We start from the raw sequence: 23,275 nt of genomic DNA, 5'->3' as shown, positions 1-23,275 counted from the left end.
GAGCCGGGCCCTTCCGCGTGCCCGGCGCCTACTGGGGGCAGGGCCCGCAGTGCACCTCGGGGTTGTACGGGGCGAAGACCCCGGCCGGGTTCTTCTTGTAGATCCACGCGTGCAGCGAGTAGACCTCCCCGAGGCCCGGGATCGGCTCCGGGCCGTCGAAGTCCCGGTCGAAGGCGCGCGGCACCGGCTGCCCGGTGTCCGGGACGACCCACTCCAGGGCGACCAGCTTCCGCTTCCCGCTCCCGTGCTCCTCCGCGTAGATCACGGCCGCCGGCCGGGTCGGGTCGGTCGACCCGATGTTGGCCGGATTCACGTAGTGGTACCCCATACCGCCGAGCCGCGCGTCACTGGTGTCCTCCACGCACACGTCGGTGCGCTGGAACCCGTCGGCGATCGCCTTCTCCTCGGACCGGTACTTCTTCGTCGCCTCGTACGTGCGGTACAGGTCCGGGTGCGGGAACCCGTGGTCCCCTCCGGCGACCGGGGCGACGGGCCCCGCCGAGACGGCCGGAGCGGCGGCCCCCAGGGCCAGCGCGACGGAAGCGGCGAGAGCGAGAGCGGCCCTGAGGGCGCGGGGACGTGCGGACATCACGGATGTGCTCCTCTGAAAGGCGAAAGCGCCCACCGGGCGCCGGTGCGGAGGCGGCTCCTCCCCGAAGCCCGCCGCGAGGAGCATCGAACGCCGCCACCCCGCCCGCACCCGGAACTGACCCAGGGGAGTGGACACGCGGAGTGAGCTCCTGGGCTCCCGGCCCGTGGGGGCGGGCCTCCTGACAGGGCGCGGTTCGCGTGGGATCGTGGGTGAGGCGAATGGTCTGGACCTGTTGGGGAGGGGATCTCCGTGCGTGGGACCACCGTCTTACCCGGGGCGCCCTGTGCGGTGCCCCGGGGCGGGGAGCCGCCGGTGCACCGGCTGGAGGTGCGGTTGCCGGAGCGGGTGCCGTTCGCGGCCGGGGGGTTCGACGCGATGGGGCCCATGTCGCGGGCCGACTATCCGCACCGGCACACCTTCTACGAGATCGTGCACGTCGTGGAGGGGAGCGGGGTGCACGTGATCGACGCCGAGCGGTACGACGTGCGGCCGCCGCAGCTGGGGGTGATCCTGCCGGGGCAGGTGCACCGGTGGGAGGGGGTGCGGGGGCTTGAGGGGTCGCTCGTGCTGTTCACGCCCGAGTTCCTGGTCGGCGAGGGCGGGGACGAGGAGTTGCTGCGGCGGCTGGGGGAGCGGCCCTGGGTGGATCTCGACGGGGCCGCGCACGAGCGGACCTCGTTGCTGATGGGGGAGCTGGCGGAGGAGTACCGGAGCGGGGACGACGGGTTCGCGGGGGTGCTGCGGTCGTTGCTGCACGTGCTGCTGGTGCGGGCCGCCAGGGTGCCGGGCGGGCGGGCCGTGGCGGCGCCGCGGGGGGTCGCCGGGGAGTTCCTGCGGATCGTGGCCGAGGCCGGGGGCGGCGGGGTGTCCGTGCGGGAGTGCGCCGGGCGGCTGGGGGTCAGCCCGGGGCACCTGAACGAGGTGGTGCGGGGCGGCACCGGGCGGACGCCCGCCGCGCTGCTGCGGGAGGCGCGGGTGCGGGAGGCACAGCGGCTGCTGATCGCCACGTCGCTGTCCGTGCGGCAGGTGGCGGCGCGGGTGGGGTTCGAGGATCCGGCGTATTTCTGCCGGTTCTTCCGGCGGGAGGTCGGGACCAGTCCGGGGGGCTTCCGAAAACACCATGAGCGCCTTGTTCCGTCCATCGAAGCGGACGCTCCGCCCGCCTAGGTTCGTGCCGATCCCAGACCCCACCTGAGGAGCCAGGCACATGGACAGCGAGAGCAACACCGGTACCGGGCACGTCTCACGGAAGGCCGTGCTGCGCGCCGCGCTCGCGGCCGGCATGGCCGCGCCCGCGGTTCTGATGGGCGTCCCCGCGCTCGCCCGCACCCTCACCGACGGCGGCACGCCGCTCGACCTCACGCCGGAGTGCGACGACGGCGACGACCTGACCCTGCCGCAGATGGAGGGCCCCTACTTCAAGCCCAACTCGCCGCTGCGCAGCAGCCTCCCGGACGGCGCGGGAACCCGGCTGACCGTCAGCGGCTACGTGTTCGGGCGCGCCTGCCGGCCCGTGTCCGGGGTGCTGCTCGACTTCTGGCAGGCCGACAACAACGGGGCCTACGACAACACCGGCTTCAAGTTCCGCGGCCACCAGTTCACCGGCGCGGACGGGTCGTTCAAGCTCACCACCATCGTCCCCGGGCTCTACCCGGGCCGCACCCGCCACCTCCACGTGAAGGTGCAGGCGCCGGGGCGGCCGGTCCTCACGACCCAGCTGTACTTCCCGAACGAGCCCCGGAACAACACCGACACCATCTTCGACCCGCGGCTTCTGATGACCGTGCGGGACGCGGGCGGCGGCCGCGAGGCCGCCTTCGACTTCGTCATCGACGTGCCGCAGAACCCCGGGCCGACGCCCACCGCCACCTCCACCACGACCCCGCCCGGCGGCACCTGGGCCGCCGGACGGGCGTACGCCGCCGGGGACCGGGTCACGTACGGCGGTGCGGGGTACGTCTGTCTCCAGGCCCACACCGCCATGGCCGGCTGGGAGCCGCCGAACGTGCCCGCCCTCTGGCGGGTCGGCTAGCTACGCCGCCGCGGGGGCGATCCGGCCCCGGACCTCGCCCAGGCCCACCCGGGTGCCGTCCGGGCCGGGTGCCCAGGCGGTGAGGACGACCTCGTCGCCGTCCTCCAGGAAGGTCCGCTTGCCGCCCGCGAGTTCGAGGGCGTCACGGCCGTTCCAGGTGAGTTCGAGGAGCGAGCCGCGCTGGTTCACCTCGGGGCCGGAGACCGTGCCGGAGCCGTAGAGGTCGCCGGTCCGCAGGGAGGCGCCGTTCACCGTCATGTGCGCGAGCTGCTGCGCGGCCGTCCAGTACATGGTGGAGAACGGCGGCTCGGACACGACCTCGCCGTTGATCTCGACGGTGATCCGGACGTCGAAGCCGCCCGGGACCTCCTCCGCCGCGTCGTCCAGGTACGGCAGGAGGGGGAAGTCCCGGGCCGGCGGCGCGGTGCGGGCCGCGTCCAGGGCCTCCAGGGGCGTCACCCACGCCGACACCGAGGTCTGGAAGGACTTGCCGAGGAAGGGGCCCAGCGGCACGTACTCCCACGCCTGCACGTCCCGCGCCGACCAGTCGTTCAGCAGGGTCAGGCCGAAGACGTGGTCCTGGAAGGCGCCGAGCGGCACCGGGGTGCCCAGCTCCGACGGGACGCCGACGAGGAAGCCGACCTCCGCCTCGATGTCCAGCTTGACCGAGGGGCCGAAGACCGGCGCCGCGTCGGCGGGCGCCTTCCGCTGGCCCGAGGGGCGCGTCACGTCCGTGCCGGAGACGACGACCGTGCCCGCGCGCCCGTGGTAACCGATGGGCAGGTGCTTCCAGTTGGGCGTCAGCGGTTCGCCGTCGGGGCGGAAGATGTGGCCCACGTTGGTGGCGTGGTGCTCGCTGGCGTAGAAGTCGACGTAGTCCGCGACCTCGTACGGCAGGTGCAGCGTCACCGCGTCCAGCGGGTGCAGCAGCGGCTCGACGTCGGCGCGGTGGGCGGGGACCGTCACCCAGGCCGTCAGCGCGCGGCGGACGTCCCGCCAGGCGGTCCGCCCGGCGGCGAGCAGCGGGTTGAGGCTCGGCCGCGCGAGCAGGGAGGCGTACGGGGAGCCCAGCGCGTGCGCCGCGGCCCCCGCGTCCAGCACGTACCCGCCGATCCGGACGCCGAGCCGGCGGCGGCCGGGCTCGTCGCTCGTGGAGAAGACGCCGTACGGGAGGTTGTGCGGGCCGAAGGGGTCGCCCTCGGCCAGGTCGAGCGGGCTGTGCTCGGACATCGGTACGTGCCTCGCTTTCACAAGATGGGTGAGGGACACGTTACGGGTCGTGCCGCCGGGCGCGGATGACATGGATCACAGAGAAACCCGCCGGGAAGAGAGCAACTGTCCGGGTGCGGACGGTTTGTTCCGGGGGAGGGGTCCGTACCGCCTCCGAGCTGGGAAAACGGGCCCTGCCGCGGGGCCCGTCCGGGTCATACGATCGCGGTGGTGTCGCCCCCGCGTGAGGACTTCCGCGGGCGCGCGCCCCCCTTTTTTCTTCCCTGACCAGGAAAAGGTCCGCACGTGAAGATTCGCCGCATGCTCGCGACCGCCGTCGCCGCCGCCGTCACGACCCCGGTCGTGTTCCTCTCCGCCGGGACCGCCTTCGCGGACACCCCGAAGCCGACCGCGGCCACGGCCGCCCCGGACGCCTCGACCCGCGAGGCGCTGGAGAAGGCCGTCGCCGACGCGCGGACGAAGGTCGACGACCTGGAGAAGCAGCGCCGGGCCGTCGTGGCCGAGATCGACAAGTGGCACACGGATCCCGCCGCGATCGTCGACCCGGCCCTCATCGAGGCGCGCACCGCCGCCGAGAAGGCCGTCGAGAAGGCCGAGACGGCCAAGGCCGCCGCCGACGCGGAGCTGGCCGCCGCCGAGGGGCGGCTGGAGAACGCCACCGAGGAGGAGAAGGCGGCGGCCCAGCAGGACGTCGACGCGGCGAAGCGGGCCGTCGAGGACGCCGCCGGCGTCCTGGCCACCGCGGAGGCCGAGCTGGAGACGGCCCGGCAGAACGCCATCACCGGTTTCATCGACTTCATCCGCCGCGAGCTGAACCCGCTCGTCAAGCAGCTGGAGGCCGCCGAGAAGGAACTCGCCGAGGCCGAGCAGGCCCTGGCGGACTTCGAGGAGAGGCAGGAGGAGACGCCGGGCGAGGCGGAGGAGCCGGACGAGGAGAAGCCGAAGCCGGGCGAGGAGGACAAGGACGGCGAGGACGGCGAGGACGGCGAGGACGACGGCGACGAGGAGTGGCAGGAGTGCGACGAGGACGGCCTCGCCCTCGCCCTCGCCGGCCCCGCCTCCGTCACCGCCGGCACCAGCGCCGTCTTCTCCCTGACCGTCGGCAACACCTCCGGGGAGAAGCTGGACGACGTGAACGCGTACGTCCTCGCCGGTCTCGTCCCGAACTCCGCGAAGGCCCTGAAGGAGCTGGACGGCGAGGACTTCGGCGACGCCGAGGCATTCGTCCGGTACACGACGGTCGAGTGGTCCTCCGCCTCCCACCCGGCGTGGACGAAGCTGCGGATGCTGGAGCTCGGCGCCATCGAACTCGGTGAGCTCGCCAAGGGCGGCGAGGCCGACGTGAAGCTGCGGCTGACCGTCGCCGCCGACGCGCCCGCCGGCGCCGGTGTCGTCTCCGTCTCCGGCGACTACGACAACGAGGACGGGGCCTGCGGCTACACCGAGGACGAGGACGCCTACTTCGACGTCGTCGGGGCGGCGGCCGGCACCGGGCCGTCGCCGTCCCCCTCCACGCCGGCCGCCACCTCCTCTCCGGCGCCCGCGCCGTCCTCGAACGGCAGCGTTCCGCAGGGCGGGCGCGGCGGTGAGCTCGCCGAGACCGGCTCCTCCGACGTCCTGCCGCGGGTCGGCGCGGCCGCCGGCGCGGCCCTCGTGCTCGGCGCGGGCGCGGTGTTCGTCGCCCGGCGCCGGAAGGCGAACGCCTAGAGTTCCGCCGCGATCCCCCGTACGGCCCGGGTTCAGCCCGCCGTGCGGGGGATCCGCTTTTCCCAGGTGCGGTGGAAGACGACCTCGCCGCCCTCCTCGCAGACGACCTCGTCGGAGGTGTGGAAGGCGTCCGCGTCGCAGGTGATCTCGGAGCGGGTCTCGACGCGGACGTCCCAGGCGAGTTCCGGCCGGTGGAGGCGGATGGTCCACGCGGAGCGGGTGCGGGCGGAGAGCGGGTCGTCCTCGGCGATCGTGTAGGTCTCGACGGCGTCCTCGGTGAACTCCAGGCCGTCGGGGTACACGCGGGTGCCGCCGTACTTCGGGTCGACCTGGAGGGTCCACTCGCCCTTGGCGACGTCGCGCAGGACCAGCCGTTCGGGGCGGGTCTCCTCCAGGCCGCCGGGGGACGACACGCCGAGCGGCGGGGACTGTTCGGGTTCTTCGAAGGCCACGGAGTCATCCGTACGGGCGCGGACCGGAAGGGTGAGGGAGGAGCCGGCCGGGTCGAGGGTGAAGCCGCCCGCGTCGGGCTGCGGCCAGATCCACGGCCAGTACGCGGAGGAGACGGCGAGCCGGACGCGGTGGCCGGGCGGGAAGGAGTGCCCGATGCCGTTCAGCTCGAAGCCGTACGTCTCCCACTCGCCGGGCTGGGCGTCGACGGCCCGTTCGCGGCCGTAGCGGGCGGAGAGGTTGAGCGCGCCGCGGGTGACCAGGGTGGAGGAGCCGTCGGGGGCGATGTCGCAGAGCCGGGCGATGATCTGGCCGGTGGGCGCGGGCGTCATCAGGTGGAGGCTGACGCCGGGGCGGCCCAGGATCTCGATCGGGTCGCCGTCCGGGGGGACGGCGAAGTCGAAGCAGGCCGAGTGGGCGTCCTCGTCGCGCTGGTCGGGGGGCAGGTCGGCGTCGTTCCCGAAGGGGAAGAAGCGGCCCGCGTCGATGCCGGTCTGCTGCGGCGAGCCGACGACGACGGGCTCGCCCTGGAAGGCGTACGGGACGGGGGTGACGTGCGGGGACGGCCAGGACGGGTCGGCGACCCAGCGGCCGGGCAGCTCCTCGTAGACGGTGGCCGGGGGGTGCGACTCGCTGATCCAGGAGCGGAGCAGCGGCTCGGCCATCACGTCGTTGTCGACGTCCTTGAGGTGGTGGTCCCACCAGCGGAGGGTCTCCTGGAGGAAGCCGATGGCGGGTCCCGGGGGCAGGCCGCGGTCGGGGTACTGGTGGGACCAGGGGCCGATGATGCCGCGGACCCGGTCCTGGGGGAGGTGTTCGGCGAGGCGCAGGACGGTGTCGCGGTAGGGGTCGTGCCAGCCGCCGACGGCGAGGACGGCGCAGCGGATCGCGGAGTAGTCCTCGCAGACGCTGCCGTGCTTCCAGTAGTCGTCCCGGGTCTGGTGGGAGAGCCAGGTGTGGATGAAGGGTTCGACGGACTCCAGGCGGCGCAGCCACAGGTCGCGCCACTCCTCGCCGGCGTACCGCGGGTCGGGCGGGCGGCAGACGAAGGCGAGCATGGTGGCGGCCCAGGCGTGCATGTCGACGCCGAGGACGGAGCCGCCCATGTAGTGGACGTCGTTGTCGTAGCGGTCGTCGGTGGAGCAGACGGTGACGATCGCCTTGAGGGGTTCGGGGGCGAGGGCGGCGATCTGGAGGCTGTTGAAGCCGCCCCAGGAGATGCCGAACATGCCGACCTTCCCGGTGCACCACGGCTGCTCGGCGAGCCAGTGGACGACGGCGACGCCGTCGGCGAGCTCGGTGGCGTCGTACTCGTCGCCGGGCAGGCCCTCGCTGTTGCCGTGGCCGCGGACGTCGACCCGGACGGAGGCGTAGCCGTGGCCCGCGTACCAGGGGTGGCGCTGCCAGTCGCGGGGCGCGGTCCAGTCGGTGAGCCGGTAGGGGAGGTACTCCAGGAGGGCGGGGACGGGCTCCTCGGTGAGCGGCCGCCACACGCGCGCGTACAGCAGGGTGCCGTCCGGCATCGGGATGCGGACGTCCTCGTGCCGGGTCTCGTACGGGAACTCGGTGCGGATCTTCGTCATCGGGTCACCTCAGTGGACGGGGTGCATCGTGCGGCGCAGCCAGGGCGCCAGGGCCATCACGCCGAGGCCGGCGGCGACGGAGGCGGCGGTGCCGGGCGCCATGCCGAGGCCGCCGTCCGACGCGCTCGCGGCGAAGTACAGGACGAGGATGGCCTGCATGCCGAGGAACGAGAACCGCTCCCGGACCTCCAGGCCCGAGAGCGCGAGCAGGCCGCGGGGGTGGCCCAGGAAGGCGTGGTCGTCCTCGGGGGGGCGGCTGCTCGCCCTCCGGTTCCGTGTCGATCGCTGTTCGGGACAATTGGCGTACTCCATGTCGTATCAGCTGATCACGAACATACCGGGGGTGACGGGAAGGCGCCCACGGTGATCGAAACGTGACCGGATACGCTGGCTTGAGTGAATCCCGGCGACACATCGACAATCCGTGTGACCACGGCCACCGTGTGATCACCACCCGGACCGTGTGATCGTCGGCATGTGATCGTCAGCAGGCGTCAGCAGACAGGAGACCCCCTCGTGACCGTCGTCGGGCCGTTCGGTCTTAGCGTGCGGGACCAGGCTCTTGAGGCCGATGTCCAGACCGGGTTGGCGGCCGTCGAGGCCGGCCTCCTCGACGCCACCAAGAGCGATGTCCCCTTCATCACCGAGGCCGCCCAGCACCTGGTGCTCGCCGGCGGCAAGCGGTTCCGTCCGCTGCTCGTGATGCTCGCCGCCCAGTTCGGCGACCCCTACGCGCCCGGCGTGGTGCCCGCGGCCGTCGTGGTCGAGCTCACCCATCTGGCCACGCTCTACCACGACGACGTCATGGACGAGGCGGCCGTGCGCCGGGGCGTGCCCAGCGCCAACAGCCGCTGGGGCAACTCGCTCGCCGTCCTCACGGGTGACTTCCTCTTCGCCCGCGCCTCGCACACCCTCGCGGACCTCGGCCCCGAGGCCGTCCGGATCCAGGCCGAGGCGTTCGAGCGGCTCGTCACCGGCCAGATCCTGGAGACCGCCGGTCCCATGGACGGCCGCGACCCCGTCGACCACTACCTCGACGTCCTCGCCGGCAAGACCGGCTCGCTCGTCGCCGTCTCCTGCCGCTTCGGCGCGATGATGTCCGGCGCCGACGAGTCCGTCGTCGACATCCTCACCCAGTACGGCGAGCGGCTCGGCGTCGCCTTCCAGCTCGCCGACGACGTCCTCGACATCGCCTCCGAGGGCCACGAGTCCGGCAAGACCCCCGGCACCGACCTCCGCGAGGGCGTCCCCACCCTGCCGGTCCTGCGCCTGCGGGCCGCCGCGGCCGCCCACGGCCGCGCCGAGGACCTGGAGCTGGTCTCCCTGGTCGACGGCGACCTCACCGACGACGCCCGGCACGCCGAGGTGCTCCGCCGGCTCCGCGTCCACCCCGCCCTGGAGCAGGCCCGCCGGGACACCGTGCGCTACGCGGAGGAGGCCAGGGCCATGCTGGCGCCGCTGCCCGAGGGCTACGCGAAGTCGGCCCTCCAGGAGCTGTGCGACGCGGTCGTGCACCGCGCCGGCTGACCCCGGGACGGTCCCTCCGGAGCACGGTCTCGGGGTGGGTCATCCCGGAGTCGTACGCGAGGTTGGGCCCCGGGGCTGACGATTCGGGGTCGCCGCCCTGGTGTGATGGGTACATCGACCAGGGGCCCAGGCGGCCCGCGGAGGGCACGGAGGGATCGCAGACCATGGCAGCACAGCGAAAGACGAGCCGGTACGTCGTCCCGGTCGCGGTGGCCGGCATCGCCGCCGCGACCATCGGACTGGTCCCGGCGCTCGCCGCGTCCGGTGACCCGGACCTGCCGGAGATCACCGCCCAGCAGCTCATCGAGAAGATCGCCGCGTCGGACACCCAGACCCTGTCCGGCACCTTCAAGGTCTCCACCGACCTGGGCCTGCCGGCCTTCGACGGCCTGCTCGGCGGCCTCGCCGGCGGTTCCGGCGAGGGCTCCGGAGGAGCCTCCGCCGACCCGTCGGCGCAGCTCACCAAGCTGGTCTCCGGCACCCACACCCTCAAGATCGCCGCCGACGGCCCCGAGCGCCAGAAGCTGACGCTGCTCGACGGCGAGGAGCAGTACAGCCTGGTCCACAACGGCGACGAGGTGTGGGCCTACGACTCCGCCTCGAACGAGGTCTTCCACGAGAAGGGCGCCGGAGAGGCCGGCCGGGCCCCGGAGGAGGAGCTCCCCGCCTCGCCGAAGGCGCTCGCCGACGAGGTCCTGGAGGCCGCGGGCGACACCACCTCGATCACGGTGGGCGGCACGGCGAACGTCGCGGGCCGCGACGCGTACCGCCTGGTGATCGAGCCGAAGCAGCAGGGCTCCACGGTCGACTCGGTCACGATCGCGGTCGACGCGGCCACCGGCACCCCGCTCAAGTTCACCCTCGACTCCACGAGCGGCGGCAAGCCGGTCCTCGACGCGGGCTTCACCAAGGTCGACTTCGGCCGGCCGGCGGCCTCGGAGTTCGACTTCACCGTCCCGAAGGGTGCGAAGGTCACCGAGGGCGACCAGCTGGAGAAGGACCACGCGGGCAAGGCCCCCGAGGACCTGGAGAAGGCCCTCGGCGGCTTCGGCCCCCTCGGCGGCGGGAAGAACGGTCCCGAGGTCATCGGGGAGGGCTGGACGGCCATCGCGAAGCTCGACACCGGCGAGGCCGCCCCGAAGACCGAGGACGCGCCCAAGGAGGCCCAGGGCTTCCTGGACGCGCTCGGCGACCGGGTGAACGGCGAGTTCGGTTCCGGCACCGTCTTCAAGACCAAGCTGGTCAACGCGCTGATGACGGACGACGGCAAGGTCTACGTCGGCGCCGTGACGCCGCAGGCGCTGGTGGACGCGGCGAACGCGGCGAAGTAGCGGCAGCGGCGGCGGAAGCAGTAGGTGAGAGCTGGTGGCCCGGGCGGGTCGGGGAAGGTCACCGACCCGCCCGGGTGGCTTGCGGGCAGGGGCCCTGCGGCTTGCGGGCCGAAGGCCCCGCCGCTTACGGGAACGTGAGCTTGAACCCGTTGATGTAGCCGGTGTCGGCGGACGCGGTGTCCTGCGCGCGCAGCTTCCAGACGCCGTTGGCGACCTCGCTGGAGGCGTTCACGGTGAAGGTCTGCTGGATGTTGTCGGCGCTGCTGCCGGTCCGGTTGTGCAGGTTGTAGACCGTGCCGTCGGGGGCGATCAGGTCGACGATCAGGTCACCTCGCCAGGTGTGGACGACGTCCACGCCGACGGCGAGGGCGGCCGGGGCGTTGCCGGTGATCCCGGAGACGGTCACGGAGGAGGTCACCGCGGCGCCGTTGTCCGGGATGGCGACGTCGGCGGTGTTCTCGAAGACCTTGCCGACGGGCGGGGTCGTGGTGGTGCCGGACAGGGTCCAGATCGCGTGCGCGATGGCGTCGCTGTTGCGGTCCAGGGCCGTGTCGCTGATGTTCGCGGTGGTGTCGCAGGAGGAGTGGTAGCAGCGGTCGAAGGCCGTGGCCGTGCCGCCCCACTTGGACACCTGGGCGCTGGTCTTGACCCGGCTGGCGCCGGTGAACAGGCCGCCGACGGGGATGCCGACGTTCTTGAAGGAGGCGTGGTCGGAGCGCCCGTCGCCCTCGGTCTCGATCTCGGTGGGGACCCCGAGGCCGGCGAAGTAGTTCTTGAAGGTCGTCTCGATCACCGGGTCGTCGTCGTAGACGAAGTAGCCCGGGTTCGGCGAGCCGATCATGTCGAAGTTGAGGTAGCCCTTCATCTTCGAACGCTCGGTGGCGGGCAGGTTGTTCACGTAGTGCTTGGAGCCGACGAGGCCCAGCTCCTCCGCGCCCCACCAGCCGAAGCGCAGGTGCTTGTCGGGCTGGTAGCCGGTGCGGGCGACGGCGAGCGCGGTCTCCAGGATCGCGGCGGAGCCGGAGCCGTTGTCGTTGATGCCGGGGCCCGAGCTGACCGAGTCGAGGTGCGAACCGGCCATGATGACCTGGTTCGGGTCGCCGCCCGGCCAGTCGGCTATCAGGTTGTAGCCGGTGGTGCCGTTGTACGTGAACTGCTGGATGGCCGTGGTGTACCCGGCCGCGTCCAGCTTGGCCTTCACGAAGTCGATGGACGCCTTGTAGCCGGGCCGGCCGTGCGCGCGGTTGCCGCCGTTGGCGGTGGCGATGGACTGCAGGTCGGCCAGGTGCTGCTTCACGCCGGCCACCGGGATGTCCGGCGCGGCGGTGGCGCCGGCGGGCGCGGCGGTGGCCGGCGCGGCCCCGGCGAGGGCGCCGAGGACGAGGGCCGTGGAACCGGCCAGGGCGGACAGTCTCGCGGAGAGCTTCATGTGGGGGCTCCGGATTCCGAACGGGGATGGGACGGAACGTGCGAGCGCCTCGCGCCGTGGGTGACGCGAGGCGTTGGAGCTGTGCGGGTGGTGCCCGCGGGGGTGTGACGGGATCCCCGCGGTGGGTGTGCGCGTGCTGAATGCTCAGTGAAGTGACGATGTCCCGTCAAGACCTCAATCCGGTCAGGACAGTTCGCTCAGCGGACGGCTACCTCCGGTACGCCCCGGACACCGCCTCCCGGCCGGCTTCGGAACCGGCCCTTCCCGTACGCCCCCGGCCTCCCCGCGCCCGCTTCGGAACCGGCCCTTCCCGTACGCCCCCGGCCTCCCCGCGCCCGCTTCGGAACCGACCCTTCCCGCACGGCGCCGGAGGCGTCCTGCCCTGGCCCGTCCCGGAGGCGCCACTCCCCGCGCCCGCCCCGGAAGGCGCCCCTCCCGGCGTGGGGTCAGAGCCAGCCTTCGCGGGCCGCCTTCAGGCCCGCCTCGAAGCGGCTGGTGGCGTGGAGGCGTTCCATCAGGGCGGACATCTGGCGCCGGACGGTGCGCAGGGACACCCCGAGCCGCTTGCCCGCCGCCTCGTCGGTCATGCCCGAGGCCAGGAGCCTCAGGAGTTCGAGCTCGGCCGCGCTGGGCCGTTCCTCGGTGGCGCGGGGGCGGTCCGCCCCGAGCGGGACGGCCGCCTGCCAGGTCTGTTCGAAGAGGGTGACCAGGGAGGCGACGATGCCGGGCGCGCGGGTGCACAGGGCGCCCATGCGGGAGTTGCCGGGGTCGATCGGGACGACCGCGACCGTGCGGTCGAAGACCAGCAGGCGGGGCGGGAGCAGCGGGCTGGTGCGCACCTGGCCGCCCTGCTCGGTCAGCCACCGGGCGTAGGCCAGGGTCGCCGGGTCGTTGCGGGCGCTGTCCTGGTAGACCGAGCACATCTCGATGCCACGGGCCAGCGCCCGCCGGTCCAGCGGGCGCGAGGCCGCCATGCTGGCCTCGGACAGCGCGCCGCCGGGCAGGATCGCCAGGCACTCCCGGGTGAGGCCGTGGGCGAGCTCCTCCAGCCGGTTCTGGATGGCGTCCATCCCCACGAGCCGTTCCGCGCCGTCGATTTCGGTGTTCGGCCGCAGTTCCGCGAACTCGGAGACCACCTCGGCGGCGGCGGCCCGGCTGCGCTCCAACTCCTGCTGCTGACGGGCGAGTTCCCTCTCCTGGCGGCGCAGGAGCACTTCAAGGCCGACCTCGGGCCGTACGGCCCGCAGCGCGCCGGGGCTGTCCCGTGACGGCCTGAGCAGACCGAGGTCGACGAGCTGGTCCAGGCCCTCGCGGACCTCCGCCTCGGAGAGGCCGACGCGCGCGCCCAGTTCGGCGATCCCTCCCGAGGGATCGGCGAGCATCCCCCGGTACACGGCTTCCACGGCGGCCCCGAGTCCCAGTGCCTGCAGCATGCCCAGCCCCCCAGCTGTGCTCGGCCGCCCGCCCCTCGCGAGCGTCCCCTCGCCGTGATCGTAGACGTGGTCTGGCACCAAGGTGCCAGACCCCTTGGTGTCAGCCGGAACTTCTTCCCCGCCCGCCCCGGGGACAGCAGCATGGTGACCACCGGAACGGCGGGGCGACAGCCCGGGGGCCGGGTCCGAACCGCACCGCACAGCGCACCGCACACCGCACCTCACCTCACCTCGCCACCCGACTTCCGACCAGGGGGATCACGATGTTCCGCACCCAGCGCACCGCCGGTACCGCCCGCTCCTCCTCCGCCGTCGCCATCGCCGCCGCCCTCTGCGCCCTGGCCTTCGCCGGTGCCGGCGCCGCCTCCGTCGCCACGGTGGCCGCGTCCGCCGGGGACCGAGCCGGGTACGTCGTCAGCGCCACCGACGGCGACGGCAGCATCAGCTGGGACTCGGCCCCGGAGTCCCCCTCCGACAGCATCAGCTGGGACTGAGGAGCGTGCGCGTCGTCCTCGCCTCCCTCGAAGGCCCGCACCACGGCCCCGCCTCCCCCGGCGCGCTCGCCCTCCTCACGGACCTCGTCTGGGCCCACGCGGCCACCACGAACGGGCTTGAGCACGTACGCGCCAGGGCCTCGGCCGACGGCGCCGACCTCTACCTCTTCCTGCGCGCCGCCTCGGAGGCACTCGCCCTCGACCAGGCCCGCGCCATCCTCGACGGCGCCCGCGCCTCCCTGAGCGTCCACGGCTACAGCACCGCCGCGCCCCACCGCTGACGGCGACCGCCCCGCGCCCGCACCTCCGCACGCCCGTACTCCCTCACCGGGCCGCGTACTTCACCGGGCCGCGCACTTCGCCGCACCCCGTACTCCGTCGTGCCCCCGCGCTTCGCCGTGCCCGCTCCCGCTCCCGTACCCGCTCCCGCCCCCGTACCCGCTCCCGCTTCCCCACGCAGACGTCTCCGGAAGGAACGCCAGTGACGACCACCCTCCGCCAGGCTGCCCGCAAGGCCACGATCGCCGCCCTGTCCGGCGCCCTCGGGGCCGGGCTCCTCACCGTCGCGGCCATCGAGGCCGCTCCCGCCGCGCAGGCCGCGACCACCTGCGCCGGGACCGCCTCGCTCTACGGCATCCTCCCGGACGGCCGCCTCACGTTCAGCACCATCACGCCGGCCACCGGCGAGCTGAAGAAGGTGCTGATCGGCGTGGACCTGGGCTTCGAGCCCCAGGCGATGGCCACCCTCAACTTCAACACCGTCCTCGTCACGTCGACCGCCGGCGCGCTCTACCGCGTCGACGTGCTCACCAACAACACGTCCCTCGTCCTGGAGCGCCCGCCCGTCAAGATCTTCGACAGCGGCTGGACCCACGACAAGCTCACGTACGACGGCAACGGCCACCTCTACGGCACGGCCGGGGGCGTCCTCATCCAGTACCTGGTCTCCCAGCCCAAGCCGACGGGCCCGGCCCACATCGGCCAGCGCAAGGAGATCGGCGGCGGCTTCGTCCTCAAGACCCTCACCGCCGCCGGGGACGACCGGCTGCTCGCCACCACCGCCGGGGGCGCGCTCTACTCCTACAAGATCGACGGCGCCGGCGGCTGGTCGCGGGACGACCTCAAGACCTCGGGCTGGTCCGCCTTCGACCAGGTCGTCTCGCCGGGCGGCGGCCTCTACTACGGCCGGATCCCCACCACGGGCGCCATGTACTGGTACAAGGACGCCAACCCGGCCGACGGCTCCGGCGGCGACATCGCCTACCACAACGAGACGCCCGTCAACACGGGCGGCTGGACGCAGAAACTGCTCTCGGCCCAGCCGGGGACGTTCACCTGCACCACCGCCTCCACCCCGCTCGACGGCACCGACATCCCCGCGGTGAAGGCGGCCGGCCGCGATCTGATGAACGCGTACGACGGCGGCGCCTGGAACAGCTCCACCCAGTGGAACTGCCTGGACCAGCTGTGGACCAAGGAGAGCGGCTGGCGCTACTGGGCCGACAACCCGAGCTCCACCGCCTACGGCATCCCCCAGGCCCTGCCCGGTTCCAAGATGGACGCCTTCGGCGACGACTGGCGCACCAACCCGATCACCCAGATCAAGTGGGGCCTGTCGTACATCGACGGCCGGTACGGCACGCCCTGCGCCGCCTGGAACCACTTCCTGAACAACAACTGGTACTGAGCACGGCCCGCGCCGCACCTCCCGCGCACCCCCGCTTCTTCGTCCGCTCACCCTCCCCGGCCCGACGCGCGTACGTCAGGGCTGCCCCAGACCTGGAGAACCCCATGCTCACGTCGTCCCGCGCCCTCCGCTTCGCCGCCGGTCTCGCCCTGACCGCCTCGACCCTCAGCCTGGTCACGCTCGGCACGGCGGCCCCGGCCCAGGCCGCCGCCATCTGCGGCGGAGACGTCTCGGTCTACGGAATCCTCGCCGACGGCCGCCTCACCTACACGGCGATATCGCCCAACACCGGTGACCGCGTCAAGACGCTGGTCGGCCCCGACCTCGGCTTCGAGCCCAAGGCCATGGCCACCCTCAACTTCAACACGGTGCTGGTGACGTCCACGTCCGGAGCGCTGTACCGCGTCGACGTCCAGACGAACAACACCTCCCTGGGCCTCGCCGGGATCACCAAGCTCTGGGACGGCGGCTGGACCTTCGACAAGATGACCTACGACGGCGCGGGCCACCTCTACGGCACGGTCGCCGGCCAGCTCCACCGCTACAACGTCTCCCAGGCCAAGCCCGCGGGACCGGAGCACATCGCCAAGCACGTGGTGATCGACGAGGGCTTCGTCCTGAAGACCCTCGCCGCGGCGGGCGACGACGTCCTCGTGGCCACCACGTCCGACGGCAAGCTGCTGTCCTACCAGATCAACGGCGTCGGGGACTGGGAGCGTTCGGACCTCAAGGCGTCGGGCTGGTCGGGCGTCGACAGCCTGGTCTCGCCCGGCGGCGGCCTCTACTACGGCCGTACCAACGGCGGCATGTACTGGTACCACGACGCGGACCCGACCGACGGGAAGGGCGACGACATCGCCTACCACTCCTCGGACCCGGTCGACGCGAGCGGCTGGACGCAGACCCTGCTCTCCGCCTTCGCCAACGACTGCACCTATCAGACGCCGACGACCCCGCCGGCCAACCCCTCCACCAAGGGCGGGACGATCGCCCGCAGCGAGGTCATCGGCCGCGCCCTGAACTGGCTGGCCCGCGACGTCCCGTACGTCTGGGGCGGAAGCGCCCTGGACCCCGAGGGCGACCACGCGTACCGCACCGACTGCTCCGGCTTCGTCTCCATGGCCTGGCATGCGAACAGCAGCTACTCCACCGAAACCCTGCCGGACGTCAGCACCGTCATCAACAAGTCCGACCTCCAGCCCGGCGACGCGCTGAACACCGAGGGCGGCGGCCACGTCATCCTCTTCGAGAAGTGGGTCGACAAGGCGGCCGGCAAGTTCTCCTACATCCACGAGTCCAACCCGAACGACGACATGATGCGCGGCCAGGACTACCTCAACGGCGGCCCCGACGGCAGCATCGCGGGCCACGCCGCCTCCGGCTACGCCGCCCTGCGCTACGACAAGATCGTCAACGGCTGACGCCGCCGCCCCGCACGGAACCCGGCCCTGCTCACTCCTCAGTGAGCAGGGCCACGGCCGTGCGCACGGAGACGACCGGGTCGTCGGCGAGCAGCGCCAGCACGGCCTCCGCCCCGGGCGTCCCGCACTCGACGAGGCCGTCGACGGACGCCTCGCGGACGGCGGCGGAGGGGTCGCGGCCGAGGACCGCGAGGAGGGCGGCGGCGGCCTCGGTGCGCCGGAAGGAGAGGGCCACGGCGACGGTCCGCCGCACCTCGGTCACGGCGTCGCCCGCCAGCTCCCGCAGCAGCCCGTCCGCCCCGGGAGTCGACCACTCGGCCACCGCCCGGGCGAGTTCCTTCCGGACCCCGGGGTCCGGGTGGGCCGCGAGCGGCGCGAGCCGCTCCACCGGCCCGCGCCGGCGGAGCCCGTACCAGCGGAGGGTCTCGACCAGCGCGGCCGTGTCCGCCCGCGCATCGGCCCGGCCGAGCCGCGCGAGCAGGACGCGCGAGGCGGGCGCGGGCCCGTCCAGGGGGTGGGGCCGCCGCTCCCGCAGCCGCCGCGAGCCGTACGTGCCCGGCTGCACGCACCCCGCGCAGACGCAGGGCGCGACCCCGTGCGCCCCGGGGAAGTAACGCCACCCGGCGACCTGCCGCACCGCCCGCACCCGCCGCACCTCGGCCCGCGCGACCGCCCGGGGCAGGAACACCTCCCAGCCGAGCGCCCCGTCCCCCAACTCCCTTATCAGCCACACCGCTTCGGCCGCCGTGACCTCCCGGTCGCTCCGCCCGTACCGCCCCACGGCCACCGGCTCCCCGTCCGGCAGCCGCACGTGCACGGCGACGAGACCCCGGGGCCCCTGCCGCCGCCCCAGCTCCCGCAGCCACTGGTGCGTCAGCGGGTACGAGGCCAGCACCGGGAACAGGTAGACCCCGCGCCGCTCCCCCCGCGCCTTGATCCCGCTCCGCCGGATGCCCGCCGCGCCGGCGGCGGGCGTGAGGTGCACGAAGGTCGCCATGCGGTGATGCTAGATCGTGCGCCGCAAGGGGATCCCGGCCTGTGCGGGTCGGCCACCTGTCCGGTTCCGGCGGCGGCCGAGCGACGACGGCATGCGGTGCGGGGCCCGGGCCGGTGTGCCGCGGCCCGTACCGCCGAGGGCGTGGCGGTGATCCTTCGCTAGAAGCGCATGGGGGTCCACGGCAACGCCTCCCGCCACCCCTGCCGGTCGTGAGCCCAGTCCATCATCACCTTGGCGGTCAACACTTCCGGGCCGAACACGTCATGGAGCCTTGGAACGTGGGCCTGGTAGTGCTTGTCCGCACTGCCCGCGCGGTACTCGACCTGGTAGCTGAGGTCGTCGTTCAGGTACGCCTGGATGTAGTGCTGACCCACAGGCGCCAGATCGAGTCTGTCCAGGATCACGAACCGGTGCGACAGGCTCATCTCGGCCAGCAGGTCGTGCAGGACCTCCTCGGTCGGATCGTCCACGGTACGACCGCTCTCTTCCACCGCACGCAGCACTGGTTTCAGCATGCGCACGACTGTACCGACCGACGGGATTCGGCCGCGGACAGCGCGCTTCCCGCGACAGCCCCGGGACCAGGGCCGGGACTCAGGCGGCTGCCGGGGCGGCCTCCGCCGCAGCCCGGCACCCGTCGCACCGGCCCGGCTCCGGGGCGCGGTGGGCGCGGTCGCAGTCGTCGCAGTTCTGGAGGGGGACGGGGGCGGCCGGACCGGCGGGCGCGGCGGGGAGGGGCGGCGGCAGGAGAGCCGTCAGCCGGTACGCCAGCAGGCCCGCCGGGTACGCGAGGTCGGGCGGAAGGTCCGTGCAGAGCGTGCGGCGCACGGCGTCGGGACGCGCGCCGCGATCCAGCCAGCCCGTCACGCCGGGCGCGAGCCGCCGCACGTCCCGCTCCGACAGCAGCAGCCGGGGCTCGTGGGCGCGGAGGCCGCAGAGCAGCTCGACGGCGGGGGCGTGCCGCGCGTCGAGCGGCGGCTCGACGGACCGCGCCGGGGCGGGTGGGGCGGCCGGGAGAGGGGCGGGTGCCGGTGGCGCCTCGTGCGCCGTGCGCGGCTCCTGCGGCTCAGGGGTCTCCCGTACGGCGTCGGGGTCAGCCCCCGGCCTGTTGTACGAGACCGTGCGCTGGGCGAACCGGCCGTCCGGCAGCCGCTCCCGGGAGCGCGAGAGGAAGCCGGCCGCCTCCAGCTCCCGCAGGGCCGCCGCGATCTTCATCTCGCTCATCCCCCTGGTCCGCGCCGCCAGCGCCTTGATCCCGACGGACACGCCGGCGGGCAGCGACTGGATGAGGACGGCGAGCCCGATGGCCGGGACCGTCAGGTCGGGGTGCTGGGCGAGGTCGTTGCTGATGACGACGTACCGGCTGGTCAGCCGGACGTTGCGGTGAACGAGCCCGCAGGCGCGCGAGGGCGCGTTAGGGTGCTTGATAGCCACGGGAAGGGTCTTGGTCTTCCTAGTCGGTGAGACGGCCCTTGACCGGGAGTGGAGTTTCGGTCGGGGGCCGTCGCATTTCACGGGGAATGGCCGGAGCATATGCCAGGCAAGCCACCCCGAATCCAGCCCAGTTGGCACAGATCACCCATGTGAGTGACGGGCTCCCGGCGGGGAGGCGGGTGGGGTGGGAAGGGGTACTTCCCCGGTCTTTTGTCTTTACGTCGCGGGCGACCGCGTCGCGGCCCACCGCGTCGTGGACACCCGCGACGCGGTGGGGGCCGTCACGGCAGCGGCAGCTCGGCCCAGACGGTCTTCTGCGGGGCGGGTCCTGGACTCACGCCCCAAGTGCGGGCCAGCGCCTCGACGATCAGCAGTCCCCGCCCGTTCTCGGCGGCGGGGGAGCGGCCGCCGGCGAGCGGTACGCGGTCACCCCGCGTGTCCGTCACCTCGATCCGGAGCGCCGACCCCGTGGCGATCGTCCTGAGCCGGAAGTCCCGCCCCGGCACGTGCCCGTGCGTCACGGCGTTGTTCGCCAGCTCGGCCACGATCTGCTCCGCCGCGTCGATCGAGTCCTCCAGTCCCCAGGAACGCAGCTGCTCGACGGCGAGCAGCCGCGCCAGCCGGGCCCCTCGGGGCGTCGAGGAGAGCTGGAGTGTGAAGTGGCGTGCGGTCGCCATGAGTTGGCTGGTTTCCGGGTTCATGGAACCAAGCGTGGCGACCTCTGCTTACGCTGCCCACCAGAAACGCCCTTACGTACGGTTACTGTCCTGCGACTGTCCTGTCCTGTCTCGACTGTCTCGGGCCGCGCTCCGGGTAGAGGGCCGCCACGAGGAGGTGGGCACGCATGAGCGTGGACGAGGTGGACGGTGTCGTCGTAGAGGACGCGGGCTGGGAGGTGGACCCCGGAGACGAACCGGGGAAGGCGATCCTGGCCACGGTCGGGCGTCAGCTCAAGACGTGGCGGGAGGCGAAGGGGCTGAGCGCGGCGGAGTTCGGCGGGCGGACCGGTTACGGCGAGGACATGATCCGCAAGCTGGAGCGGGGGGACCGGATCCCGCGCCCCGAGTTCCTGGACAAGGCCGATGAGGTGCTGGGCGCGAGCGGACTCGTTGCGGAGATGAAGAAGGACGTCGTAGTGGTCCGGTATCCGAAGGAGGTGCGGGATCTGGCGAAGCTCGAAGCTCGGGCCGTCGAATTCTCGATGTACTTCAACTACAGCATCCACGGCTTGCTCCAGACCGAGGAATTCACCAGGGCGCTGCTGCGCACCCGCCGTCCGGCCTACGGGCCAGCTGAACTGGAGAGGCTTGTTTCGGCTCGTGTGGCGCGACGGTCGGTCCTGGAGAAAGACCCAGGTCCGGAGTTCAGCTTCGTTCAGGAAGAGGTGACCCTGCGGCGGCCCATCGGGGGGAGAATGGTGCTGCGCCGCCAGCTCGAACGTCTCCTGGAGGTGAGTGCGCTGCCCAACGTCGAGATTCAGGTGATGCCGACCGAGCGTGCGGAGCATCCGGGCTCGGGAGGGTTGATCGAGCTGCTGAAGTTCATCGACGGCACGGCGGTGGGGCGCTCGGACGGCATCTTCAACGGCCGTCCGGTCTATGACCCCAAGCGCCTTCGGATCTTGGAGCTGCGCCATGGCATCATCCGGGCTCAGGCTCTCACTCCGGGGGAGTCGCGGGCCTTCATCGAGCAAGTGCTGGGAGAGACATGAGCAGCAAGTCCGAGCTGGAATGGTTCAAGAGCAGCTACAGCAGCAACAGCGAAGGCACCGACTGCGTCGAGGTCGCCACCGCCCCGGGCGCCGTTCACGTCCGCGACTCCAAGGACATCGCCGGGCCCCGGCTCGCCTTCGGTCCGGCCGCGTGGGCCGGGTTCGTGGCGTACAGCTCGGGGGAGTAGCCACGTAACCGACCTGAGGAGCGGACGTGAACCGTACCCCCGAGCTGCACTGGTTCAAGAGCAGCTACAGCAACGGTGGCGGCGAGACGTGCGTCGAGGTCGCCACCACCCCCCGTGCCGTCCACGTCCGTGACTCGAAGGACATCGCCGGGCCCCGGCTCGCCTTCGGTCCGGCCGCGTGGGCCGGGTTCGTGGCGTACAGCCGTGGGGAGTAGCGGGCGCTCCTAGGGTGTCGGCATGTCACTGGGGCACATGGTGCTCTCGTCCGGGCGTCGGATCCGGCTCACCGAGCTGTGGATGTCCTCGACGTACGGGGGGATGCTGGAGGGCTACCCGCACCGGCGGGTCAACGACCGGAAGGTCGACTGGCTCCGGCAGAAGGCGGAGCGTGAGTACTCCTCCACGGCAGTCCATCTGGTGCCGCCCGGGCGTGCGTACCCGGACCGGGCCGCCGGTTCGGCCGGGCCCGTCGAGGTGTTGCCCGCCGTGATGTGCGTCGGCGCCTTCGACTCCGCGCCGCTGGACCGGGCCATGGACGGGTCCGCCCTCGTCGTCGCCTGGTTCCAGGACGAGCCGCGGGTGCCGGCGGGAGAGGATGCCGACGCCGGGCTGCGCGGCGTCCCGTGGGAGGAGCTGGCCCGGGACTACGAGCTCTAGAGGCGTACTACTGCCAGGTCGCCGTGTCGGGGTCGATGCCGTGGGCGCGGGCGCTCGCGTCGACCGCGCGGCGGAACCAGGCGGCCAGGCCGGGGCGGACGCCGTCGTAGTGGGCGGCGAAGCCCGGGTCGGACTCGTACGTGCGGGCGAGGACGACCTGCATCTCCCTCGTGAGGGGGAAGTAGGCGGCGAAGACGGCGCGGTGGCGGTCGACGAGGCCGTCGGCCTCCGGGGTGCCGGGGGCGACGCCCGCGTCCATCGCGGACGCGAGGTCGCCGTCGAGGGCGGTCGTGGCGTCGGTGACGGCCTGCCACTCCTCGGGGGTGCGGGAGGCCGCGCGTTCGGCGTACTGGCGCCACTGGGTGGTGTCCCCGTACCGGTCGCGGGCCTTCGCCGGGCCCTCCGGGTCCCAGCCGGGGCCGAAGATCTCGGCCTGCTGCTCGACGGTCAGCAGGAGTCCGCGCTCGTGGGCCTCGATCATCCGGTCCAGGCCGGCGCCGAGCCGCTGGAGGCGTTCGACGCGGTCGGCGACCTGGGCGCGCTGGGCGCGCAGCGCGGCGGGGACGTCGGTGGCGGCGTCGTCGAGGACGGCCCGGATCCTGTCGAGGCCGAGGCCGATCTCGCGGTAGACGACGATGCGGTGCAGGCGTTCGAGGTCGGCGGCGGTGTAGAGGCGGTAGCCGCCCGTCGTGCGCAGTGAGGGGCGGGCCAGGCCGATCTCGTCCCAGTGGTGCAGCGCGCGGACGGTGACGTCGAGGCGGGCCGCGACCTGACCGACGGTCAGGCCGGCGGCGCCGGGGGTGTCAGGCATGCTCCTCATTGTCGTCGCGGCCGGTGGACGGGCCGGTGATGCCGATGGCGGCGAGGTTCCGCGCCTCCTGGGTGGCGGGGTCGTAGGGCTTCGCGGCGGTGAGGACGATCCGGGCGTTCTCGGGGGTGATCACCTCGATGTCGCGGGTGTTCCACGGGGTGTCCCGGGGGCTGTCGGCGGAGACGGAGCCGGGGCGGGCGGCACGGCAGTCGGCGGCCAGGCCGTCGATCTGGCCGAGCACGCAGGCGAAGCTGACGCTCATGGCCGGTGCCTGTGCGGGGACGGCGTCCGCCGCGACGAGGAGGACGTCCTGGAACGCCCAGCGGCGCAGGTGCACCAGGGTGCCGGGGATGGTGAACAGTTCGAAGAAGCCGAGGCCGCGGGTCCAGAAGTCCACGGAGGCTGCCAGGTCGGTGGTGGGGACCGAGACGAAGGCGGGCATGCCGTAGATGCCGTGGAAGGGCTCCGGCGGCACGGCGTCGGGGCCGGGCGCGGGGACGGGGCTCATTTCGAAGGCGTCGTAGTGGTCGCTCATGGCCCCCACCTTTCGGCCTCCCGCTG

The 23,275-nt window shown here is 72.9% G+C and carries 24 protein-coding genes and 1 pseudogene; 13 read left to right on the top strand and 12 right to left on the bottom strand.

Annotated features, from left to right (window positions below):
* Positions 1–28: 28 nt before the first annotated feature.
* On the bottom strand, positions 29–589 hold the full coding sequence (locus tag ACF1ED_RS25875) for a hypothetical protein (RefSeq protein WP_391764285.1): 561 nt from the start codon (positions 587–589) through the stop codon (positions 29–31).
* 252 nt (positions 590–841) lie between these two features.
* Here ACF1ED_RS25875 and ACF1ED_RS25870 point away from each other — a divergent pair, with 252 nt between their 5' ends.
* Positions 842–1,759, top strand: a complete 918-nt coding sequence (locus tag ACF1ED_RS25870; RefSeq protein ID WP_391764283.1) for a helix-turn-helix domain-containing protein — start codon at positions 842–844, stop codon at positions 1,757–1,759.
* A 40-nt stretch (positions 1,760–1,799) separates the two neighbouring features.
* The gene (locus ACF1ED_RS25865) at positions 1,800–2,624 is read left to right on the top strand and encodes a carbohydrate-binding protein (protein ID WP_391764281.1); all 825 of its coding nucleotides are present in this window, start codon (positions 1,800–1,802) and stop codon (positions 2,622–2,624) included.
* On the opposite strand, the gene fahA is transcribed toward ACF1ED_RS25865, so the two are convergent.
* Complete coding sequence (fahA, locus tag ACF1ED_RS25860; RefSeq protein WP_391764279.1) at positions 2,625–3,854, bottom strand: fumarylacetoacetase; 1,230 nt, start codon at positions 3,852–3,854, stop codon at positions 2,625–2,627.
* A gap of 285 nt (positions 3,855–4,139) precedes the next feature.
* Here fahA and ACF1ED_RS25855 point away from each other — a divergent pair, with 285 nt between their 5' ends.
* Positions 4,140–5,561 carry an LAETG motif-containing sortase-dependent surface protein gene (locus tag ACF1ED_RS25855; RefSeq protein ID WP_391764277.1) on the top strand — a complete coding sequence of 474 codons (1,422 nt, stop codon included), beginning with the start codon at positions 4,140–4,142 and terminating at the stop codon, positions 5,559–5,561.
* 32 nt (positions 5,562–5,593) lie between these two features.
* Here ACF1ED_RS25855 and ACF1ED_RS25850 read toward each other — a convergent pair whose 3' ends face one another.
* On the bottom strand, positions 5,594–7,594 hold the full coding sequence (locus tag ACF1ED_RS25850) for a CocE/NonD family hydrolase (protein ID WP_391764275.1): 2,001 nt from the start codon (positions 7,592–7,594) through the stop codon (positions 5,594–5,596).
* 54 nt (positions 7,595–7,648) lie between these two features.
* Positions 7,649–8,009, bottom strand: a pseudogene (locus ACF1ED_RS25845) (MFS transporter); the annotation flags it as partial.
* Between the two features lie 101 nt (positions 8,010–8,110).
* On the opposite strand from ACF1ED_RS25845, the gene ACF1ED_RS25840 reads away from it, so the two are divergent.
* Positions 8,111–9,121 (top strand): polyprenyl synthetase family protein, encoded by a 1,011-nt coding sequence (locus ACF1ED_RS25840; RefSeq protein ID WP_391764273.1) that lies wholly within the window; start codon positions 8,111–8,113, stop codon positions 9,119–9,121.
* A 164-nt stretch (positions 9,122–9,285) separates the two neighbouring features.
* Entirely contained in the window at positions 9,286–10,452 is a 1,167-nt protein-coding gene (locus tag ACF1ED_RS25835; protein WP_391764271.1) for an outer membrane lipoprotein carrier protein LolA, read from the top strand.
* Positions 10,453–10,576: 124 nt separating this feature from the next.
* On the opposite strand, the gene ACF1ED_RS25830 is transcribed toward ACF1ED_RS25835, so the two are convergent.
* On the bottom strand, positions 10,577–11,881 hold the full coding sequence (locus ACF1ED_RS25830; RefSeq protein WP_391764269.1) for a M28 family metallopeptidase: 1,305 nt from the start codon (positions 11,879–11,881) through the stop codon (positions 10,577–10,579).
* A 446-nt stretch (positions 11,882–12,327) separates the two neighbouring features.
* Complete coding sequence (locus tag ACF1ED_RS25825; RefSeq protein WP_391764267.1) at positions 12,328–13,314, bottom strand: LuxR C-terminal-related transcriptional regulator; 987 nt, start codon at positions 13,312–13,314, stop codon at positions 12,328–12,330.
* A 263-nt stretch (positions 13,315–13,577) separates the two neighbouring features.
* Here ACF1ED_RS25825 and ACF1ED_RS25820 point away from each other — a divergent pair, with 263 nt between their 5' ends.
* The 4 genes from ACF1ED_RS25820 to ACF1ED_RS25805 all read left to right on the top strand — a co-directional run bounded on the left by ACF1ED_RS25820 (position 13,578) and on the right by ACF1ED_RS25805 (position 16,916).
* Positions 13,578–13,808 carry a hypothetical protein gene (locus ACF1ED_RS25820; protein WP_391764265.1) on the top strand — a complete coding sequence of 77 codons (231 nt, stop codon included), beginning with the start codon at positions 13,578–13,580 and terminating at the stop codon, positions 13,806–13,808.
* Between the two features lie 5 nt (positions 13,809–13,813).
* The gene (locus ACF1ED_RS25815; protein ID WP_391764263.1) at positions 13,814–14,089 is read left to right on the top strand and encodes a hypothetical protein; all 276 of its coding nucleotides are present in this window, start codon (positions 13,814–13,816) and stop codon (positions 14,087–14,089) included.
* 200 nt (positions 14,090–14,289) lie between these two features.
* The gene (locus ACF1ED_RS25810; protein ID WP_391764261.1) at positions 14,290–15,495 is read left to right on the top strand and encodes a peptidase S1 and S6; all 1,206 of its coding nucleotides are present in this window, start codon (positions 14,290–14,292) and stop codon (positions 15,493–15,495) included.
* 104 nt (positions 15,496–15,599) lie between these two features.
* Entirely contained in the window at positions 15,600–16,916 is a 1,317-nt protein-coding gene (locus ACF1ED_RS25805) for a hypothetical protein (RefSeq protein ID WP_391764259.1), read from the top strand.
* 31 nt (positions 16,917–16,947) lie between these two features.
* Here ACF1ED_RS25805 and ACF1ED_RS25800 read toward each other — a convergent pair whose 3' ends face one another.
* The 4 genes from ACF1ED_RS25800 to ACF1ED_RS25785 all read right to left on the bottom strand — a co-directional run bounded on the left by ACF1ED_RS25800 (position 16,948) and on the right by ACF1ED_RS25785 (position 20,048).
* Positions 16,948–17,913, bottom strand: coding sequence for a HEAT repeat domain-containing protein (locus tag ACF1ED_RS25800; RefSeq protein WP_391764257.1), 966 nt, complete (start codon positions 17,911–17,913; stop codon positions 16,948–16,950).
* 158 nt (positions 17,914–18,071) lie between these two features.
* Complete coding sequence (locus ACF1ED_RS25795) at positions 18,072–18,428, bottom strand: hypothetical protein (RefSeq protein WP_391764255.1); 357 nt, start codon at positions 18,426–18,428, stop codon at positions 18,072–18,074.
* 79 nt (positions 18,429–18,507) lie between these two features.
* Positions 18,508–19,347: a helix-turn-helix domain-containing protein gene (locus ACF1ED_RS25790; protein ID WP_391764253.1), complete on the bottom strand. Its 840-nt coding sequence runs from the start codon at positions 19,345–19,347 to the stop codon at positions 18,508–18,510.
* Positions 19,348–19,628: 281 nt separating this feature from the next.
* Complete coding sequence (locus ACF1ED_RS25785; protein WP_391764251.1) at positions 19,629–20,048, bottom strand: ATP-binding protein; 420 nt, start codon at positions 20,046–20,048, stop codon at positions 19,629–19,631.
* A gap of 143 nt (positions 20,049–20,191) precedes the next feature.
* Between ACF1ED_RS25785 and ACF1ED_RS25780 the strand changes: the two genes are divergently transcribed.
* Genes ACF1ED_RS25780 through ACF1ED_RS25765 form a run of 4 tightly spaced genes read left to right on the top strand, consistent with a single transcriptional unit; the run spans position 20,192 to position 21,903 of the window.
* Positions 20,192–21,058 (top strand): helix-turn-helix transcriptional regulator, encoded by an 867-nt coding sequence (locus tag ACF1ED_RS25780; RefSeq protein WP_391764250.1) that lies wholly within the window; start codon positions 20,192–20,194, stop codon positions 21,056–21,058.
* Positions 21,055–21,246 (top strand): DUF397 domain-containing protein, encoded by a 192-nt coding sequence (locus ACF1ED_RS25775; RefSeq protein ID WP_391764248.1) that lies wholly within the window; start codon positions 21,055–21,057, stop codon positions 21,244–21,246. The genes ACF1ED_RS25780 and ACF1ED_RS25775 overlap by 4 nt, the downstream gene beginning before the upstream one ends.
* Before the next feature lie 26 nt (positions 21,247–21,272).
* Positions 21,273–21,461 carry a DUF397 domain-containing protein gene (locus ACF1ED_RS25770; protein WP_391764246.1) on the top strand — a complete coding sequence of 63 codons (189 nt, stop codon included), beginning with the start codon at positions 21,273–21,275 and terminating at the stop codon, positions 21,459–21,461.
* Between the two features lie 22 nt (positions 21,462–21,483).
* A complete protein-coding gene (locus ACF1ED_RS25765; RefSeq protein ID WP_391764244.1) occupies positions 21,484–21,903 on the top strand; it encodes a hypothetical protein in 420 nt (139 codons plus the stop codon).
* A gap of 7 nt (positions 21,904–21,910) precedes the next feature.
* Here the strand turns inward: ACF1ED_RS25765 and ACF1ED_RS25760 are convergent, their stop codons facing one another.
* Positions 21,911–22,714 (bottom strand): MerR family transcriptional regulator, encoded by an 804-nt coding sequence (locus tag ACF1ED_RS25760; protein WP_391764242.1) that lies wholly within the window; start codon positions 22,712–22,714, stop codon positions 21,911–21,913.
* The gene (locus tag ACF1ED_RS25755; RefSeq protein WP_391764240.1) at positions 22,707–23,249 is read right to left on the bottom strand and encodes a VOC family protein; all 543 of its coding nucleotides are present in this window, start codon (positions 23,247–23,249) and stop codon (positions 22,707–22,709) included. Before ACF1ED_RS25755 ends, ACF1ED_RS25760 begins: the two co-directional genes overlap by 8 nt.
* Between the last annotated feature and the right edge of the window lie 26 nt (positions 23,250–23,275).

Source organism: Streptomyces sp. NPDC014656 (assembly GCF_043084305.1).
Classification (GTDB): domain Bacteria; phylum Actinomycetota; class Actinomycetes; order Streptomycetales; family Streptomycetaceae; genus Streptomyces.
Note: the sequence above shows the minus strand (reverse complement) of the source record. Positions and strands in the feature narration are given on the sequence as shown.